The following is a 17,972-nucleotide window of genomic DNA, read 5'->3' on the forward strand; positions in this document are numbered from 1 at the left end:
CAAAGTAGAGGTCGCCACCCAATTCGCACATTTTCCTAACAGCTTGAGTTAATCGCTACTGCGGCTCGTACACATATACCGGATGGCATAAATGGCATGGTGATTCCTAACTCAGGGGTTTCTCAAAATTCCACTTCTTCTCGCTGAATTCCCGTAGTTTCAGTATTATCCCCACCTTTTGCTGCCCAACACATTGTGTCACTAATGTACTTAGCAAGTTGTTCAACAGTTGGTGTTTCAAACAAATTGCGTACAGGCAAATCTATTTGTAAGGTGTCACGAATGCGGGAAGTTAGCTGAGTAGCTAGTAGAGAATGACCGCCCAATTCAAAGAAATTGTCGTGAACGCCTACTTGCTCTTTTCCCAAGACTTTAGCCCAAATTTCTGCAAGTAACTCTTCAACCTGCGATCGCGGTGCCACATAATCTTGATTATAGAAAGTAATTGTCTCAGGTATGGGTAAAGCATGGCGATCGACTTTGCCATTAGGTGTTAGAGGTAGAGATTCCAATACCATATATGCTCTTGGCACCATGTATTCTGGTAATTTTTCTTTCAAGAATTGACGAAGTAAATATGCAAAGCTTTGCACGTCTTCCATTGGTATCTGTTCCTGCTTGAGAACAATATAAGCCACCAAATACTTATCATCAGGTACGTCCTCACCAGCAATAACTATAGTTTCTTTCACTGCTGGATGTTGACTCAGCACTGCTTCAATCTCTGACAACTCAATGCGGAAGCCACGAATTTTTACTTGAGTGTCAATGCGACCTAAAAATTCAATATTGCCATCTGGTAAATAACGAGCTAAATCACCCGTTTTATAAAGACGTGTTTTTGGTTTGTTACTAAAAGGATGAGTAATAAAATGTTCAGCAGTTAATTCAGTGCAATTGAGATATTCTCGCGCCAGCCCCTCCCCACCCATATATAATTCGCCAGTAACGCCAATAGGCACAGGTTGTAAATGGGTATCTAATATATAAATCTGCGTGTTTGTAATGGGGATACCAATAGGTAAAGATGTGGCTGATGGGAACTCTTCTACGCAGTAATAAGAGGAAAATGTTGTATTTTCTGTAGGTCCATAAACATGAATTAAGTGCTTTGGCGCACCAGATTGGAGAATCTTTTTAATCCATCTCGTATCAACGGTTTCGCCACCAAACAGGAAATATTTCAAGGTTGCAAAAGCTTGCGGAACATCTCTAACAACCTGTTGAAATAAGGCGGTGGTCAAAAATAGAATATTGATACCTTTTTCTCGTAGTTGTAATGCCAATTCATGAGGCGAAATGGTTACATCTTTACTAATCCCTACAAGTTGAGCGCCGTTAAGTAGCGCTCCCCAAATCTCGAATGTCGCAGCATCAAAAGAAGTGTTTGAGGCTTGGGCGATTTTATCAGATGGTGACAATTTTATATAGTTAGTATTGCACACTAACCGATTTACAGCTTTGTGAGGGACAGCCACTCCCTTGGGTTTTCCTGTAGAACCAGAGGTGTAAATAATATAGGCTAAATTATCACTATTTAAATCGCTTTTAAGATTGTCTTCCTTTTCTTGGGTAATAATTTTCCAGTCTTTATCTATAGAAATAAATGGATTTGAGAAACCTTCAAAATGCTTGAGTAAGTTTTCTTGTGTCAGTAATACTGAAACTTGTGCATCTTCCAGCATAAAATTTAGGCGTTCTTCGGGATAGCTGGGGTCTAATGGAACATACGCTCCCCCTGCTTTAAGAATTCCCAATAACCCGATTATCATTTCTATAGACTGTGAAATACAAATGCCAACTAAAACTTCTGAACCTACTCCTATTTTTTTTAAGTGGTGCGCTAGTTTATTGCTACAAGTATTCAACTCTTGATAAGTAAGTTGTTTGTTAGCAAAGTTGACTGCTATAGAATCAGGATACTGCTGTACCTTTTCTTCAAACAATTGATGGATACACTTATCTTGAGGATAATCGGCTTGGGTGTTATTCCATTCCACCAATACCTGATGTAACTCCACTTCACTTAATAACGGTAAATTTGTAATTCGTTGTTCTGGATTTGCAACAATAGCTGACAATAGAGTTTTAAAATGTTCCACCATCCGGCTAATGGTGGCTCGAGCAAATAAATCTGTGTTGTAAACGATTACACCTCGGAGACCTTCAGAATACTCCCAGTTTCCGCCCCATAAGCTCCTAAAATCCTCAGAACACTTCCACAGATGCAGTTCCAAATCAAAACGTGTTTTTTTCAAATCAATATTCATAAAGCTGGGTACTAATCCAGGCAGTTCTAGCGCTGACATTGGCGCATTCTGGAAACCAAATACCACTTGAAATAAAGGATGGTGGCTCAAGTTTCGCTCTGGATGTAGTTCTTCAACTAACTTTTCAAACGGCAAATCTTGGTGGCTATATGCTCCTAATGTTACCTCCCGTACTCTGCCTAGTAGTTCTCGAAAGGTGGGATTTCCAGATAAGTTACTATGCAGCACTAAACTATTGACAAAAAAACCAATTATTCCTTCAATTTCACTATGGTTACGGTTAGCAATTGGTGAACCTACCGCGATATCTTCTTGATGTGTGTAGCGGTAAAGTAATGTTTGGAATGTTGCCAACAGTGTCATAAATAAGGTGACACCTTCTTGCTGTGACAGCTTTTCTAGTGCATCAATTAGCTTTTTTGGTAACTCTAGAAATTGTGTTGCTCCTCGATAGCTTTGTATAGCTGGTCTTGGTTTGTCAGTAGGCAAATGCAGTATGGAAATACCGTTTAATTGCTCCCGCCAGTAAGCTAACTGGGTTTGGAGTACTTCTCCTTGCAGCCACTCGCGCTGCCAGTGAGCAAAATCGGCGTACTGAAGAGGCAGTTCTAATAGAGGGGAAGGTTGGTTTTGTGCAAAAGCTGCGTAAAGCGTTCCCAGTTCCCGAATCAGTACCCCCATAGACCAATCATCGCAGATAATGTGGTGCATATTCAGTAATAGAATATGTTCCGTCTCGGAAAGCACGAGGAGTATTACTCGCAGCAATGGCCCGGAGGATAAGTCGAAGGGATGTTCTATCTCTGCGGTAATAATAGACTTTGCTTTAACCTCTTGTTTATCAGCTGGCAATTCCTGGAGGTCTAATACACACAGAGGTATTGTTAAGCTGGGTGCAATCGCCTGTAGAGGTTGCCCATCCAACACTATAAATGTAGTGCGTAAGATTTCGTGGCGACGCACGATTTCGTTAAAAGTCTGTTTTAGTGCGGCTAACTTAAGTGAACCTGTCAAGCGTATTACTGTGGGCACATTGTAGATAGCATTGCCGGGGATCAACTGGTCGAGGAACCATAGTCGCTGTTGAGCAAAAGATGCTGGAAAGACGAAGACTTCTTCAGAAGACATATTGATCCTTATTTTAAATTTTGTGCTTTCTCAATACAGGTTTTTAGCTGTGCGGCGAGAATTTGGATATGGGGTTTTCTCAGCATAGTTAGGTGATTGCCAGGAATATGATGAATTTCCGTTCCTCCCACAGTTAGCTGATCCCAACCTATACTCGGATCTTCCTTGGCAATGCTTAATTGAACCTTTGTTCTAAAAAGATTAATTCCTTTAGGGTAGGCTTGTGGAACGTAGTTGAGAACTGCTTGGCTATTGGCATAGAAAACACGAAGCATTGGACGAATTGCTAACTCGCTTAAAAGCCTTAACTTGGATTCTTCCGGTATAACGTTGACTGTGGCATCCCCTTTGAGGATGAGGTGAGAGAAGAGATTTGTTTGGAGCGATCGCGTTAGCGGCTCCCAAAAGGAGTTTCGCGCAATTTTATTAAAATTAGTCAACCGAGAAGTTAAACTGTTAATTCGATTCCTGGCGATCGCAATAATTAGATATAAATAATCGAGGAAAAAGGGCCATATATATCGCGCCACTGTAGTCAGCATAAACTTTAAACCATTACCCAAAGAAGGTATATTGCCCGGAATTGGTGCTAGAGTGTCAAGCACAGCAAGTAAAGCCACTTCTTCTCCAGACTTTTGGAGTTGTTGAGCCATTTCAAAAGCAACCCAACCTCCAAAAGACCAACCTCCTAAAAAATAAGGGCCTTTGGGCTGCACTGAGCGCAATGCTTCAATGTAGTGAGCAGCCATATCCTCAATGTTAGTTAGTGGAGAACTTTTTCCGTCAAGTCCAATAGGCTGTAACCCATAAAATGGTTGATTTTTTCCCAAATGATGAGCTAATTCGTAATAAGGAAAGACAACACCAAAAATTGGATGGACGCAGAAGAAAGGTGGACTTGAACCAGCAGGTTGAATCGGTATTAAGGGAGACCACGGCAGAGAGTCTGTTGCTGAGGATAGACAAGTTGCTAAACTTTCAATTGTGGGATTTAAAAATAAGCTAGATAGGGGCAAGTCACGCTCAAATTGCTTGTGTATCTGCTTCATTAGGCGTACAGTTAAAAGCGAATCTCCTCCCAAGTCGAAGAAATTATCGTAAATACCCACACGCTCAACATTAAGGACTTCAGCCCAAATTTTTGCCAAAGTTGACTCGGTTAGAGTCCGAGGAGCAATAAATGTTTTATCTATTAAACGGCTAGCGTAACTGTCGAGTTCTGTTAGCGCCAAACGATCCACTTTCCCACTAGCTGTTATAGGTAGATAATCCAGCACTACAAAAGCTTTTGGAATCATGTATTCTGGTAATTTTTCTTTTAAAAATTTACGTAGTAGAGACGGGAAATTTGAGGCAGCGCGTTGCCTCACCAAAGCAGTGGCTCCCCGTTGTAGCGACTGCTGTTGTGTCTCTACATTGGGAACAATATAAGCCACTAAGTACTTCTCATCAGATAGATTATCTTTAGCAATTACTATTGCTTTTTGCACACTTTGATGATGAGTCAGCACTGTTTCAATTTCTGACAACTCAATACGGAATCCACGAATTTTTACTTGATTATCGATGCGTCCTAAAAATTCAATATTCCCGTCTTGTCGATACCGAGCTAAATCACCTGTCTGATAAAGTCGCGCTTTATTTTTATCACTAAAAGGATTGAGAATAAACTTTTCAGTAGTTAATTCGGGGCGATTTAGATAGCCTTGTGCCAATCCCTCACCACTTATGTATAATTCGCCAGCAATTCCAATTGGTAAAGGTTGTAAATGTTTATCTAATATATAAATTTGAGTGTTAGCAATAGGGCGACCAATGGGCGGTTTTTCACTCATAGTACTAATCTCTGCAATGGTTGACCAAACCGTTGCTTCAGTAGGGCCATAAGCATTAAAAAATCGCCGCTGAGAGTTCCACCAACGTTTTACGATATCATCAGTGCAAGATTCGCCTGCACAAATAATAGTTTGTAATGCCGGAAGTGATTCTGTAGGTAGGACTGCTAATACTGCTGGCGGAAGGGTGACGTGAGTAATAGCTTTTTCTCGCAATAATTGGAGCAAAGGTTGTCCGGGTAGAAGCGATTCTTTGTTTGCTAAATAAAGAGTTGCTCCTGTTTGCAGTGCCATGACAATCTCAAAAATTGAGGCATCGAAACTTAATGAGGCGAATTGCAGAATGTGGTTACTCGGTTGTAAATTGAAAACCTCAATCTGAGCTTTTGCTAAGTTGGATAATCCTCGATGCTGAAGCAAAACGCCTTTAGGCTTTCCTGTTGAGCCAGAGGTGTAGATGACATAAGCTAAGTTGTCCAATGTTACGCAACTGGTCGAGTTTTCTTGGCTGTGTTGTGTAATAGTTGCCCAATCTTTATCTATGCAAATAATTGGATTCGAGAAGTCTTCAAAATGCTTGAGCAACTTTTCTTGTGTCAGCAATACTGAAACTTGTGCATCTTTTAGCATAAATTTAAGACGCTCTTGAGGTAGGCTCGGATCTAAAGGTAAGTATGCTCCACCCGCTTTGAGGATGCCTAATAATGTGACGATCATCTCTAGCGATCGCTCTACGCAAATGCCTACTATAACGTCAGGGACTACCCCCAATTTTTGTAGGTAATGTGCAAGTTGATTAGCTCGGATATTTAGTTCGTGGTAGGTTAACTGCTGCTTGTCAAAGACCACTGCGTTCGCATCGGGAGTTTCCTCCATCTGCGCTTCAAATAACTGATGAAAACACCTGTTCTCTGGGTAGTTTTTTTTAGTGTCATTCCAATCAATTAATAACTCTTGTCGTTCTTCCTCAGTAAGCAAAGACAAATCTGAAATCCGCTGTTCTGGATTGGCGACAATGCTTTCTAGCAGCGTTTGGAAATGTCCCAGCATCCGGGTAATGGTCGTGTCATCAAATAAATCGGTGCTATAAACCATTTGTCCTTTCAAACTATCCAAGTCCTGCCACAGATGCAACTCTAAATCAAGCTTTGCAGTTTTGCTGTCGTATTCAAATAGCGAAAGCGTTAACCCAGGTAACTCTAGCGCAACGATTGGAGTGTTTTGGAGGCTAAATACAACCTGAAATAAGGGATTGCGGCTCAAATCTCGCTCTGGATGCACTTCCTCCACCAGCTTTTCAAAAGGCAAGTCCTGATGGCTGTATGCTCCTAAAGTTACCTCTCTGACTCGATTCAACAATTCTCGAAACGTCGGCTTACCTGATAAATCTGTACGTAGCACCAAGCTATTGACAAAAAAACCAATTAATCCTTCTAGTTCGCTACGATTGCGATTAGCAATAGGTGAACCTACTACAATATCCTCTTGCTGCGTGTAGCGATAGAGCAAAGTCTGAAACGCTGCCAGCATTGTCATGAACAAGGTAACGCCTTCTTGGTAACTCAGTGCCTCTAGCGCTTGAGTTAAGGAGTGTGGTAGCTCTAGAAATTGTTTTGCACCCCTGTAGCTAGGAACTGCTGGTCTCAGTTGCTTGGTGGGGAGATTCAATACCGAAATCCCCTCTAATTGCTTTTGCCAATAAGCTAACTGGGTTTGTAGAGGCGAACAACCGTTTGCTCCCACTCCTTGCAGCCACTCCCGTTGCCATTGGGCGAAATCTGCATATTGAATGGGTAGTTCTGGCACAGAGGTAGACATGGAGAGAAGTCTGAGCGGAGGCTGACTTTGTTCGCGTAGCGTCTTTGTTCGCGCAGCGTCCCGCAGGGAAGGAGATTCGGAACTTCGGGAGTCGCTTGTAGTTAGACATCGCTGATCCTCTGCAAAGGCTGTGTATAATATTCCCAATTCTCTAATTAGCACTCCAATTGACCAGCCATCGGCAACAATGTGATGTAGATTAAGCAGCAGCAGATATTCTGCTTCATCCAGTTGTAGCAGCTTTACTCGCAGCAATGGCCCGGTGGTGAGATTGAAAGGATGTTGAGCCTCTTGGGTTACGATTTGCTGCACTTGTGTCTCACGTTCTTGGCTCTCGAAATTGCGTAGATCTATTAGGGGAAGAGGTATTGTTACGCTGGGTGCGATCGCCTGCACTGGTTGCTGCTCTACCATAACAAACGTAGTGCGTAAGGTTTCGTGGCGACGTACAATTTCGTTGAATGTCTGCTTTAAGGCGGTGAAGTTGAGGGAACCTGTCAGGCGAAGTGCTGTTGACACGTTGTAAAATGGATTCCCCGGTGCTAACTGGTCGAGAAACCACAATCGCTGCTGGGCGAAAGAAGTGGGAAAAACGAAAACCTCTGCTTCTTCAGAAAAATTAAGTTCTTCATCAGCTGTGAGACTACTGAGAATATACTGGCTCATAAGTGAATGGCAAACAATTGTGGTGGAATTTGTGGAAACTTTTTCTCAGCCCATCTTGTTATCAACGCTCCAAGAGGAGTTTAGCTCTGAAGAACTAATGGTTGTCAGACCAGGAAATCGGTTATCAATGATGCCCGTTCACCAAGCAGTGGCTTTGAAGATTTTGGCGATGAAAACCTCTTAAATGCTCGCTCAAAATAGATCCAGGCTGTAATGCATCTGATTTCATACTCCTACCCTTGAAATTTTATTTAGACTGAGTTTCGTTTTCTAGGTTACTTGAGTTTTTAGTTAAATATTATTAAATAGATTTAATTAGCATTTATTAAATAAAAATCTCCTATAATTAGTCGAATTATTAATTTTTATTTATCCGAATCCTTGAGCATTCCAGTCAACAATTCTGACATCTCCCACAGGTCTTTATTCCTATTATCGTCAGAAATCATCAACATTCGCCCTGGCATTCAGGCTCAATTTCTGCACCTTTCTGATATTTCCGCCTGTGACATCAAGCGCCGCCTTCGGGAGCCTTTAGCCTTACCCTGTGTGGTGACATTTTACTGCATAGGGAAGGAATGATATCAATGCCCCACAAAGAGCGATGGCGCAACCGCCCGCCAAGAGAGATCGCTTCACCACAGCGATCGGGACTCTTCTGATTTCGCTTAGGGCAAAACCGCAATCTCCAGACCAAAAGCAGCATTATTACTTAGTCAAATCGTCAGCCCTTACACTTTCATCTAATTTAATTTCTCTTCGTCGCCCGGGGTAACTGTCAATCAACTGACAATAACTCCTCAAACTCCACCCCCAGCCCCACTGCAAGATAGTGCAACAATAGTACTTTTCACACCACTTAGAGTAATAAACACGCCCTTAACAACTAAGATGTTGAAATAGCGTTAAACTGACGCTGCCCCTGTGCTGCTGACTAACCAATGACACAGATCCACCCTGAAAATCTGAGTGTTCTAGAAAACTCGCTCTCCTTAGCGATCGGAGAGGACTTTTCTTTAGAAAATGACCCCGATGTGATTCAGCAGTTGATTGGCGATAAGCGATCTCTGAACACTAAGCGCGAATATCAGAAAGACTTGAAAGATTTCTTTCTGTTCATTGCCAAAAAAGAACCCAGCCGGGATTTGGTTCTAGAGTTTCTTCACTTGGAACAGCGTCACGCCGTTGCTGTGGTTCTCAAGTACAAAGCACACCTGATTAAGAAAAAACTGGCTGAAGCTACGGTGAATCGCCGTCTCAGTGCTATCAAGTCAATGGTTGAGATGGGGCGACGGCTGGGAGTCTGCAATTTCTCCCTAGATGATGTCAAAGGTGAGAAGGTTGAAACCTACCGTGACACTATGGGCATTCCAGCCGAGGACTATGCTTTAGTTATAGCGTTGGTTGATCAGAACACCCTAAAGGGTAAGCGCGATTATGCACTACTGCGATTACTCTGGGATAATGCCTTGCGTCGTCAGGAGATAGTCAATTTAAATGTGCTTGACTTTAACGCCAAGGAAAAAACTCTCTTTATCCTGGGTAAAGGCAAGGGTAGCCAGAAGGAAGTTCTTGATTTATCGGAGAAAACTACCGACGCAATCGCCAGTTGGATAAAAGCCAGTAAGAAGAAACGTAGCAATGAACCGCTTTTCACCGTGCTGGCCTATCACAAAAATGGAGCGAGATTAACCGGGGAGGCAATCAGGCGACTGGTAGATGGGCTATGCAAGCAAGCTGGAATTACTAAGAAGATGTCACCACATCGTGTCCGCCACAGTGCGATTACTACAGTATTGGATCTGAATAATGGCAACTACCGTGCTACCCAGCGTTTCAGCAGGCACGCCCAAGTGCAGACGGTATTGAAATATGATGATAACCGCCAGCGTTTGCAAAAGCAGATGAGCGACTCAATATCAGAACTTATTTAGGAAATAGGGGTAAAGTTAGAATTTAAATAATTATTAATAGTTGCCTGTGCAAGTTAACTAGCGAATTAAATAAAATAAATCAAATCCAACTTTCTACAGTCAATTCCCTGACTTGACGCATTCTTTGAAAATCACTATCTGATGTAACGATAATTAAGGAATGGCGTAAAGCTGTAGCAGCAATCCACAGGTCATTTTCACCAATGCCAATTTCTTGTAGTTGAGTTGTTTTGCGTTTACTCTTTTCTTTGGCTGCAAATTTTTTAATAATTTCTGACTTGAAATCTCCGTAAATTTCTGCCGTTTCATCATCAATTGGATAAATATCAATTCGGTTGAGAAAGGCGCGAATTTTGATGAGATTTGCAGTTTTTTGTTGGGAGTTTTGTGCCATGAATCTGAGTTCACCTGCGACAATAGCACTGGTGGCGAGTGTCACCTTACCTAGTTCCCGAAAGTGATTGACGACTTTTGGTTCACCTTCTATCAAAAAAGTGCAATGATTTGTGTCAAGCAAATACATTCTTAAAATTCCAGTGGCATACGAGTATCATGAACAAGCTGAAGACATTCTCTGATATCATCACCTGACCAAGTTCCTGCAAATTCTAGTAAATCTTCAGATGTAGAACCACGTAAGTTATTTGTACTTGACTGTTTTGCTGTATGACTGGTTTTGATTTCTCGAATAAAATTAAGTGCTTCTGTTAACAATTCTGGTGGTAAAGTTTCTATTTCTTGGATTAATAATTCTTTGCTAGTCATCTTCTACCTCTAATCATCGTCCTTACTTTCCACATTGTAAACGGTAGGAATAGCGGTTCAGGGGCCGTGCTGCTGACGCACTTTCTCCCGTGCTAGTTCACCTGCACGCTCTCCTCATTCAGCAAAGACTCAATCTAATTTAGAATTTCGCCTTGGCGTAAATTCGTCAATTAGTAAATCTATATTTTCACCTTGCTGCCATTTCACCCAGACGGACATGAGAAAATCCACCAATTCGCTTTTATCAATCTCTACGCCACGCCTTTTGAGTTTAAGTAATTCTTCCTCTACATCTAAATCTGTTGAGCGTTTCACATAATAGGTGCGCCCAATCCAAGCATCATCAGACCGCTTACCTGTTGCAGGTCTGCCACGTTTACGGGGTTCTTCTTGAATTGGCGCTGTCTTTTGTGGTGTTGGAGTCTGTGTCACGTTACTCTCTGTGATTACTTCTAACGGTTGTTCTGGCTCAATTTGTGGTTCTTCCTCTTTGGTTTCAAATAACTTTTTAAAAGGGCTAGGCTTAGGCTTGGTCATGACAATATCTCCTTACCCACCTCTTGATACTCGCGCCATGCTATTTTGCTGCTGCGGTCTTTTACTTGGTAAACTGGCAGCCCCTCCAATGCCGCTTTTTCATAAACAGCAAATCGTCTAATCCCATGTTGAAATAGTGGTATTCCCTCCGCCTCCAATGCTTCCCGTGCTTGCTGTCCTGTTAAGCGGGGGGCTGGGGGAATAATTGTGAGCAACACACGATAGCGCGAGCTGCCCAATGATTTGAGAGTGCTTACAGTTTGCAACAGCGCATCCATCGCTAAAGCATCAGGGGTAGTAGGCAAGATTAATAGATTACACCCATCTGCGAGTGCTTCTAAATCTTCGTGGCTTGGCCTAGCTGCTGTGTCTATAACTACATGGTCAAAATTACGGCTGTGCATAGTCGCTTGTAGTAAATCCACAACTTTAAAGGGTAATGCTCCTCGCTTTGCCCATCCTGTAGCACTGTGGTTTGGGTCGCCATCAACCAACAAGGTGCTGCCCTTCTGAGATAGATAGCAAGCAATATGGATGGCGCTTGTCGTTTTAGCTACGCCACCCTTGAAACTAGCAAGGGTGATTATCACAAGATGTACTCCAGTAAATGCTGCTAGTTTACCCTTTAAATAACGAAAATTTGTATTTCTTTATTTCTAACAATTTCCCTTGGCGACAATATAGCATTTCGCAAATTCAAAAATCTCCCAAGTGGCAACCGTTAGTAAACGGGGCGTGAGTAGCAACGGAACAGAAAACCGGGATAAGAAAAAAATCTTGAAAAATTAACCATTCAACCATGTATATACATGATAAACTAAGACATCCTGTATAACTTAGGACAATGGATCAATACTCAGGCACTAGACAAAAGTCTCAAAGACGACCCCGTACACGGTATTGAGCCGAGATACGTGTAAAAACCTGCAAGATGGCCTGGAAACCGTTGCTATATCTACGTTTCAAAGATTTCTGGTGGGAGATTAATCGCAGCTTCCAATGGTTGGGGAATATTATGTAAATTCACCACATAATCACCGTATCTTTTGATATGTCTTGTTATGTATGGACTCATTGCTGCAAGGTGTCGCATGGGAATCAGTTCGCCCTGTGACATTAACGTTTGGATAGCCAACGACATATCAACCGTATTCTGCAAAATAACTGCACTTGCTACCAAATCAAGATACTTCAGCCGCTTTTCCTGTTCAATAGGATCATTTTCAGTAATCGCTCCCAGCTTACCGAAGAACACCCAGTCGAGAAAGGCATTGTACATCTCCACAATATTCGTTATCGCTGTAATCTCATGCCGAAGAGCCACATTAGAAACATAGTCGAGCAAAAACATTGTTCGCACTACCTTGCCCAACTCAAGAAAAGCTTGATAAAGTCGATTTTTCTTACTATAACTACCCAACTTACGTAGAAGCGTCGAAGGCATCACCTTGCCTGCCTTAATTGACAGTACTACACGTATCATGTCATACCAATGAGTCTTGATTAAATTCCAATTGACCACGCCCTTAAACAACGGTTCGATATACTTGTAGGTAACATCTGCGCTGGGGCGAACAAAAATTAAATCCTTCCAGTTACGGATACGCGGCATCAATTTGATACCGAGAAGATAGGAAATAGCAAACACAGGCCCAGATTGACCTTGAGTATCTGCGTGCAAAGTATCAGGTTGAATATCTGAGAGATTTTTCAACAACCCATCCAAAATATAGACAGCCTCCCACACACCACAGGTGATAAAGTGAGTAAACAAAGCAATATATTTATCAGAGACATGGTGATAGGCGATACCACCATAACCACCGTAGCGGATGTGATACTCGCTGTGTAAATTATTCTCGTATATCTCAAACTTGCTTCCGTCAGCAGCAGCCTTTTTCCCTGTACCCCAGCAAGACGGTAAACTAAATCGGTTGTACGTATTGATAATATCCCGAATTGCAGCTTCAATTTTGGCAGCACTAATATGGCGACGGTTTGTATAAGAAATCATGTGACTTGTCACTGCACCTTGGGAATGACGAGCCATCTGATTAGGGCCAAGATTACAGCCGTAGCTAAAGGTAGTAAAAATATAACGTTCAGCAGGCTCAGATATTTTTGGTTCGCTTCCTGAAAATAGACCAAAATGCCTTGTCCAGTTCAACCAATGCTCAACATTGCAAAGGATTTCTAAGATACTGCGCTCCGGTATCAAAGCCCGAATTTTTGATTCTAATTCTTCCACTTCATCCGTTTGAGCTAGGGATGGGATTCTTTTAAGTACAGGTTCTCCGTCTTTATTGATAGTGAATTGTTTATCAACCGCACAAATCTCATCTACAACGAAAGCTACTTGCGCTAATTTATCTTGTAGGTGTTTAACAAAGTCATCCGGGTTAGCAGGAAATTCAAGTAAGCGACAGTATTCTTCTATCAAAGGTCATAAGAATATCAAACTTATTTTGTAGGAGTTTTATCCCACTAAGTTTGGCGCTTTTAGGTGGCGATTTCAGTAAATTAAGAGTGGCATTTTCATTTACCTCATTATTTGTAACCGCTAGCAATTGGTCTAAATAAATCTGCTCGTTGATGGAAAGCCCCTCAGAACAAAGTGCAAACAAGCGATTATTGACCATTGAACGAATGTGGCGAATTAATCGGTCAAGGGTACTAAATGCTGGTAACTCGTATCGTTCTTTAACTAATTCTTCAATGGCTACATTGATTAAATCAGCAGGGTGGTCTTTTACCTGGGCAGCTTCTGCAACTAATGCGGCTATTAATCTTTGACCTGTTTTATCATACTGTTTGACTTTCAGGTAATCCCGAATCGCCTGAAGATAAGTGTAGCGTTGGCGTTCGGATGGAATTGCTTTTACCCAATCTTGTAACTTTAAACACGACCGTAAATGTTTAATAACCGCAATTGGTACTAGTTCGGGGTGGGGAAAATAACCAAGCCGTTGGAAGGATTTTAGCATGACCATAAAACTAAGAAATCCTTCGTGGCTCTTAGTTTTGGACTTTGCAAGCTTGATTTCTTCGCTTTGTGGGGTATAAAGCTCTGCAAGCTCTTTTGGGTTAGGAAATTGTTTGAATTTAGGATATGCAGTACGGTCAATTAAGGTCATTCAGGTGATATTTAAAACATAAAAAATGCCCAAAATAACTAGATAACGGTTGATCCCTCACTGTTCAACCCCATAGTATTTTATATTCTTTTGGATACAGATAATTAATTGAATTAATTTCAGCACTTTTTTGATTAAAAGTGCTGTTGATGGAGATGACAAATAGGCAATAAATGTTGCTTCTAACTGTCTGGATTTATGAGAATATTTAAAGCATGACGTGCGGCTGATTCTGCTTTTTGTGAGGTAACTTTCTGATAACGTAAAGTGGTTTGGATACTTTCATGTCCCATTAGGGAGCGTAACTCTTCTATACTGATTAATCCTACCCGTTCGGTAGCATAAGTGTGACGTAAATCATGGATGCGTACACCGTTTAATTCGGGATATGTGCTGGTGATTTTTCGCCAATAATCGTGTAATGTGTAGTAGCTAATTCTACTGACTTTGAGGGTAACTGGATGTCCTGCTGTAAACAGTGCATTGATATTTTGATGGCGTGAGTACTGGAAATATTGAGCTAGGGATTCGGCTGCATCATCACTATAAAAGCACCAACGCTGTTTGTTTCCTTTTCCCAATACCTGAAATTTTTGATTTTGGATATCTAGGTCTGATAAATTCAGGGCTAAAAGCTCTCCAATTCTGCATCCTGTGCGATGCAATAAATGAATTATTGCAGACATCCGCAGGTCATCTTCGGTTACTTTGTAGAGTATATTTAGCTGTTCTGGTGTTAGGTATTTTATTGTATCGTCACTTTTATGTTCGCCTTTTTCTCGTTGTGGAGGACGCTGTTTTAATCCCCGAATTGGGTTGGATTTTATATACCCTTGCTCAACTGCAAAGTTAAATAGGCTTTGCAGTATTGCTTGATGCTTATGGTGGCTTGTGTATTTTAAATGTGAGAGTGTATCTAGATACTCAACTAATGTTTGCTTACTGATAATTTCGATTGACCAACTTCCATACTCTGCTAGTAAGCTCAAGAGAGTTATTTCGTAGGTTTTGATGGTACTGGGTGCTAGCCCAGTCCGTTCTAAAAATTTGACGGCAACGGTGGCTAATGTGACAGCTTGCTTCACTGAAAAAAGTGTGTTTTTAGCAAGGTAATTTATTCATAAATTATATATCTTTAGGTAAGAGCATTGACAGCATTTTATGGATACTTTTAAGACACCAAAACATGGAGAATCCCTAGCTGACTATGTTTTGCGGATCAGGAAGGGACTGAATTTAACTCAGTTTGAGTTAGCCGATGCTGCTGGTATTCATTCTCGGTCTGTGGGCAAGATTGAACGGGGACTGACGATGAAACTCAGCCATAAAACTCTTAGTGGGCTGGCGCTAGCTTTGTCCGTGCCGGTTGAGTATTTGCAGGCTGTTGTTAGGGGGGAAGAGGTTGTGGCAATGCCAGCGATTAAGTTTTGTCCCCAATGCTGGAATCCTGGTGGTGCTGCTGACCCGATGTGGGGGAATGTTAGGGCTAAGTTTTGTTATCTGTGCGGTACGCAGTTGCGGGCTAGTTGTCGGAATTGTGGTGAGATAGTGGTGTCGTTGAGGTATAAATTTTGTCCACTATGTGGAAAGCCTTATAAGGAGGGGAGTGGAAATCGATGAAAGCTAGATATAGCAACGCTTTCCAGACCATCTTGCAGGTTTTTACATGTATCTCGGCTCAATACCAAAAGGGTTTCAGTTTTAGGGGATTTCAATCCTACATTTTTAGTCTGGGTGCGTTATTAACCCTTTTATCGTCAAATGTATAGCCTGCAAGGATTAGAGACATTGGAAGGATAATATTGCCTATTTGAATTAGAAGCATAAGCACGTAAAAACGGCAATATTATGGTTCCACCGACAACCGCAGTCCTTTCAGGCTATCTTGCCCCCGGTGACAGCTTCGCTATATCTACGCCAACTTGATTGCTCATCGGGCAAGTCCGCTTGTCAATAGGCTTTGAGACGCGCTAACCCTGGGCTTTTATACCATTGACAATATTCGTCCACGAATTTGACTGTTGGTGCGGCTGGACGATGCTGTACCATACTCTGTATCTTGGTTATAGGCATTGTATTTTATTATACTATCGCCAGAGTAACAAAACAGGGGTATGCTGTTTATTTCAAAAATAACGAGCATAATTGCTACGTGAATAGCTATTCTGCAACGCCAACTTTTCGGTCTACTGACATTAATCCAATGGAATTGATGCTTGTTCTCGGGAAGTTCTCTTAACTTTCAAAAACAGTAGAGGCAAATAGCTAGCAGTGAATATAAGGGCGCTGTATCTAAACAAGTCATTGTAGGCTAAGACTGCTGCTGTTTGATGCAAATCGGGTAACGTGATGAGAGCCTGAGCCGTAACCCCTTGGTTTAGCTTATAAAAATGAAACGCTTGCAAGCGCTGAACCATTACTGTCAAGATGGCAATGCCTAAACTACCCCCTAACTGCCGAATCAAGTTGTACAATCCAGATGCCGAGACCCTTTTAGCTATACTAATACTACCTAAAGTAGCCGTAGATAGAGGTACAAAGACTAACCCCAATCCAATCCCCCGCCCGATTTGAGGCCAGAACAAATCCCAGTAGCCTGAATGCACAGTTAAATAGCTGAACTGCCACGTAGCTCCCACAAATATACCAATCCCTAATCCTAGAGAAATACGGGGATCTAAGTGATCTGCTAGTCGACCAGCAACTGGCATCATTAGAGCCATAGATAATGCGCCTGGCATAAGTGCTAGACCCATCTGAATTGTATTGAAATGTAAGATATGGCTCATAAAAATAGGTAATACAAATAGGAGTCCATAAAGGCTGAATCCAGTCAAAAAACTGATAATATTGCCCGCGACAAAAGTGCTATTGCCAAACGCCGATAAATCGATAATAGGATAGTGAATTATCCGTTCTCGTCGTACCAAATAAACCAAATTGACAAGTGCAACCAGAGTCAGAAAAATAACCAACTTAGAACTAAACCAGCCTAACCTCTGCCCATTTTCTAGAAGATACTGTAAGGTGGATAAGCCAATCAGCAAAGTAGTTAAACCCTGCCAATCGAATTTACCTTCGGGTTTTTTCAAAAAAGGTGGATTGTGAATGAATAAAAGTACCATTACCGCAGCAAAAATTCCAGGCAGCAGATTGACAGCAAAGATTGAGCGCCAACCAACTGTATCAGTAAGATACCCCCCTAAAACAGGACCAATAGCGGGATTAACAATTACCCCTAAGCCGAAAATGCCCATAGCTTTGCCATGTTCTTCCTTGGGAAAAGTCTCTAATAAAATTGCCTGAGCAGTTGGTATTAGGACACCTCCGCCTATTCCCTGAAGGATACGAAAGCATATAAGAGATGATAGGTTCCAGGACAGTCCGCACAATAAGGATGCAATTGTAAATAATATGATGGCACCAGCAAAAAATTGTTTGCGCCCTAATAAGCTATTTAGATAGCCAGCTAGAGGCATAACAATCACATTGCTGATGATATAAAACGTTGTTACAGCACCAACTTGATCTATCGAGGCTTCAAAACTCGCCTGAATTTTGGGAATTGCCACGTTGACAATGCTCGTGTCAATAACAGCGAGCGAGGTGCTAATCATGATAGTGAAAGTGATCAGCCACTTATTAACTTTTGCTACTGCCTTAGGTGATCGCTTTTGTGGGGGTACAGGAGAAGATTGTCCAGTCATAAGTTTGACAAATTAATGTTTTCATCTCATTTCACGATATTGAGTGCCTTTGACCATTGCCAGTATCTCACTCAATCCGTCACGGATTTAGGTGCTTACAAGTAAAAAAATGCAAAATGCCCAGCCGTCGCTTTCGCCCTCTGTCTCATCAGCGTCACAATAGAATGGCACTAAGAAA

General features: G+C 41.7%; 12 protein-coding genes and 1 pseudogene. 3 read left to right on the forward strand and 10 right to left on the reverse strand.

What is annotated here, in order from left to right:
• Positions 1 to 122: 122 nt before the first annotated feature.
• Positions 123 to 3,398 carry a non-ribosomal peptide synthetase gene (locus tag NLP_RS31875; protein WP_104910201.1) on the reverse strand — a complete coding sequence of 1,092 codons (3,276 nt, stop codon included), beginning with the start codon at positions 3,396 to 3,398 and terminating at the stop codon, positions 123 to 125.
• Positions 3,399 to 3,406: 8 nt separating this feature from the next.
• Entirely contained in the window at positions 3,407 to 7,717 is a 4,311-nt protein-coding gene (locus tag NLP_RS31880) for a non-ribosomal peptide synthetase (RefSeq protein WP_104910202.1), read from the reverse strand.
• Positions 7,718 to 7,736: 19 nt separating this feature from the next.
• Here NLP_RS31880 and NLP_RS31885 point away from each other — a divergent pair, with 19 nt between their 5' ends.
• Complete coding sequence (locus NLP_RS31885) at positions 7,737 to 7,901, forward strand: EVE domain-containing protein (protein ID WP_442946682.1); 165 nt, start codon at positions 7,737 to 7,739, stop codon at positions 7,899 to 7,901.
• Between the two features lie 327 nt (positions 7,902 to 8,228).
• Here NLP_RS31885 and NLP_RS35390 read toward each other — a convergent pair whose 3' ends face one another.
• The gene (locus tag NLP_RS35390; protein WP_234017408.1) at positions 8,229 to 8,423 is read right to left on the reverse strand and encodes a hypothetical protein; all 195 of its coding nucleotides are present in this window, start codon (positions 8,421 to 8,423) and stop codon (positions 8,229 to 8,231) included.
• A gap of 235 nt (positions 8,424 to 8,658) precedes the next feature.
• Between NLP_RS35390 and NLP_RS31895 the strand changes: the two genes are divergently transcribed.
• On the forward strand, positions 8,659 to 9,651 hold the full coding sequence (locus NLP_RS31895) for a tyrosine-type recombinase/integrase (RefSeq protein ID WP_104910203.1): 993 nt from the start codon (positions 8,659 to 8,661) through the stop codon (positions 9,649 to 9,651).
• 79 nt (positions 9,652 to 9,730) lie between these two features.
• Here NLP_RS31895 and NLP_RS31900 read toward each other — a convergent pair whose 3' ends face one another.
• The 6 genes and pseudogenes from NLP_RS31900 to NLP_RS31925 form a co-directional block, all read right to left on the reverse strand.
• A complete protein-coding gene (locus NLP_RS31900; RefSeq protein ID WP_104910204.1) occupies positions 9,731 to 10,174 on the reverse strand; it encodes a type II toxin-antitoxin system VapC family toxin in 444 nt (147 codons plus the stop codon).
• 2 nt (positions 10,175 to 10,176) lie between these two features.
• Positions 10,177 to 10,416 carry a DUF2281 domain-containing protein gene (locus NLP_RS31905; protein WP_104910205.1) on the reverse strand — a complete coding sequence of 80 codons (240 nt, stop codon included), beginning with the start codon at positions 10,414 to 10,416 and terminating at the stop codon, positions 10,177 to 10,179.
• A 129-nt stretch (positions 10,417 to 10,545) separates the two neighbouring features.
• Positions 10,546 to 10,953 (reverse strand): hypothetical protein, encoded by a 408-nt coding sequence (locus NLP_RS31910; protein WP_104910206.1) that lies wholly within the window; start codon positions 10,951 to 10,953, stop codon positions 10,546 to 10,548.
• Positions 10,950 to 11,543 (reverse strand): ParA family protein, encoded by a 594-nt coding sequence (locus NLP_RS31915; protein WP_104910207.1) that lies wholly within the window; start codon positions 11,541 to 11,543, stop codon positions 10,950 to 10,952. Before NLP_RS31915 ends, NLP_RS31910 begins: the two co-directional genes overlap by 4 nt.
• 365 nt (positions 11,544 to 11,908) lie before the next feature.
• Positions 11,909 to 14,087: pseudogene (locus NLP_RS31920) on the reverse strand (Tn3 family transposase).
• Positions 14,088 to 14,269: 182 nt separating this feature from the next.
• Positions 14,270 to 15,172: a tyrosine-type recombinase/integrase gene (locus NLP_RS31925; RefSeq protein WP_104910208.1), complete on the reverse strand. Its 903-nt coding sequence runs from the start codon at positions 15,170 to 15,172 to the stop codon at positions 14,270 to 14,272.
• A gap of 76 nt (positions 15,173 to 15,248) precedes the next feature.
• On the opposite strand from NLP_RS31925, the gene NLP_RS31930 reads away from it, so the two are divergent.
• Positions 15,249 to 15,707, forward strand: a complete 459-nt coding sequence (locus NLP_RS31930; RefSeq protein ID WP_104910209.1) for a helix-turn-helix domain-containing protein — start codon at positions 15,249 to 15,251, stop codon at positions 15,705 to 15,707.
• Positions 15,708 to 16,282: 575 nt separating this feature from the next.
• On the opposite strand, the gene NLP_RS31935 is transcribed toward NLP_RS31930, so the two are convergent.
• Positions 16,283 to 17,794 (reverse strand): DHA2 family efflux MFS transporter permease subunit, encoded by a 1,512-nt coding sequence (locus tag NLP_RS31935; RefSeq protein ID WP_104910210.1) that lies wholly within the window; start codon positions 17,792 to 17,794, stop codon positions 16,283 to 16,285.
• Positions 17,795 to 17,972 lie beyond the last annotated feature (178 nt).

This window comes from Nostoc sp. 'Lobaria pulmonaria (5183) cyanobiont' (assembly GCF_002949795.1).
Classification (GTDB): Bacteria; Cyanobacteriota; Cyanobacteriia; order Cyanobacteriales; family Nostocaceae; genus Nostoc.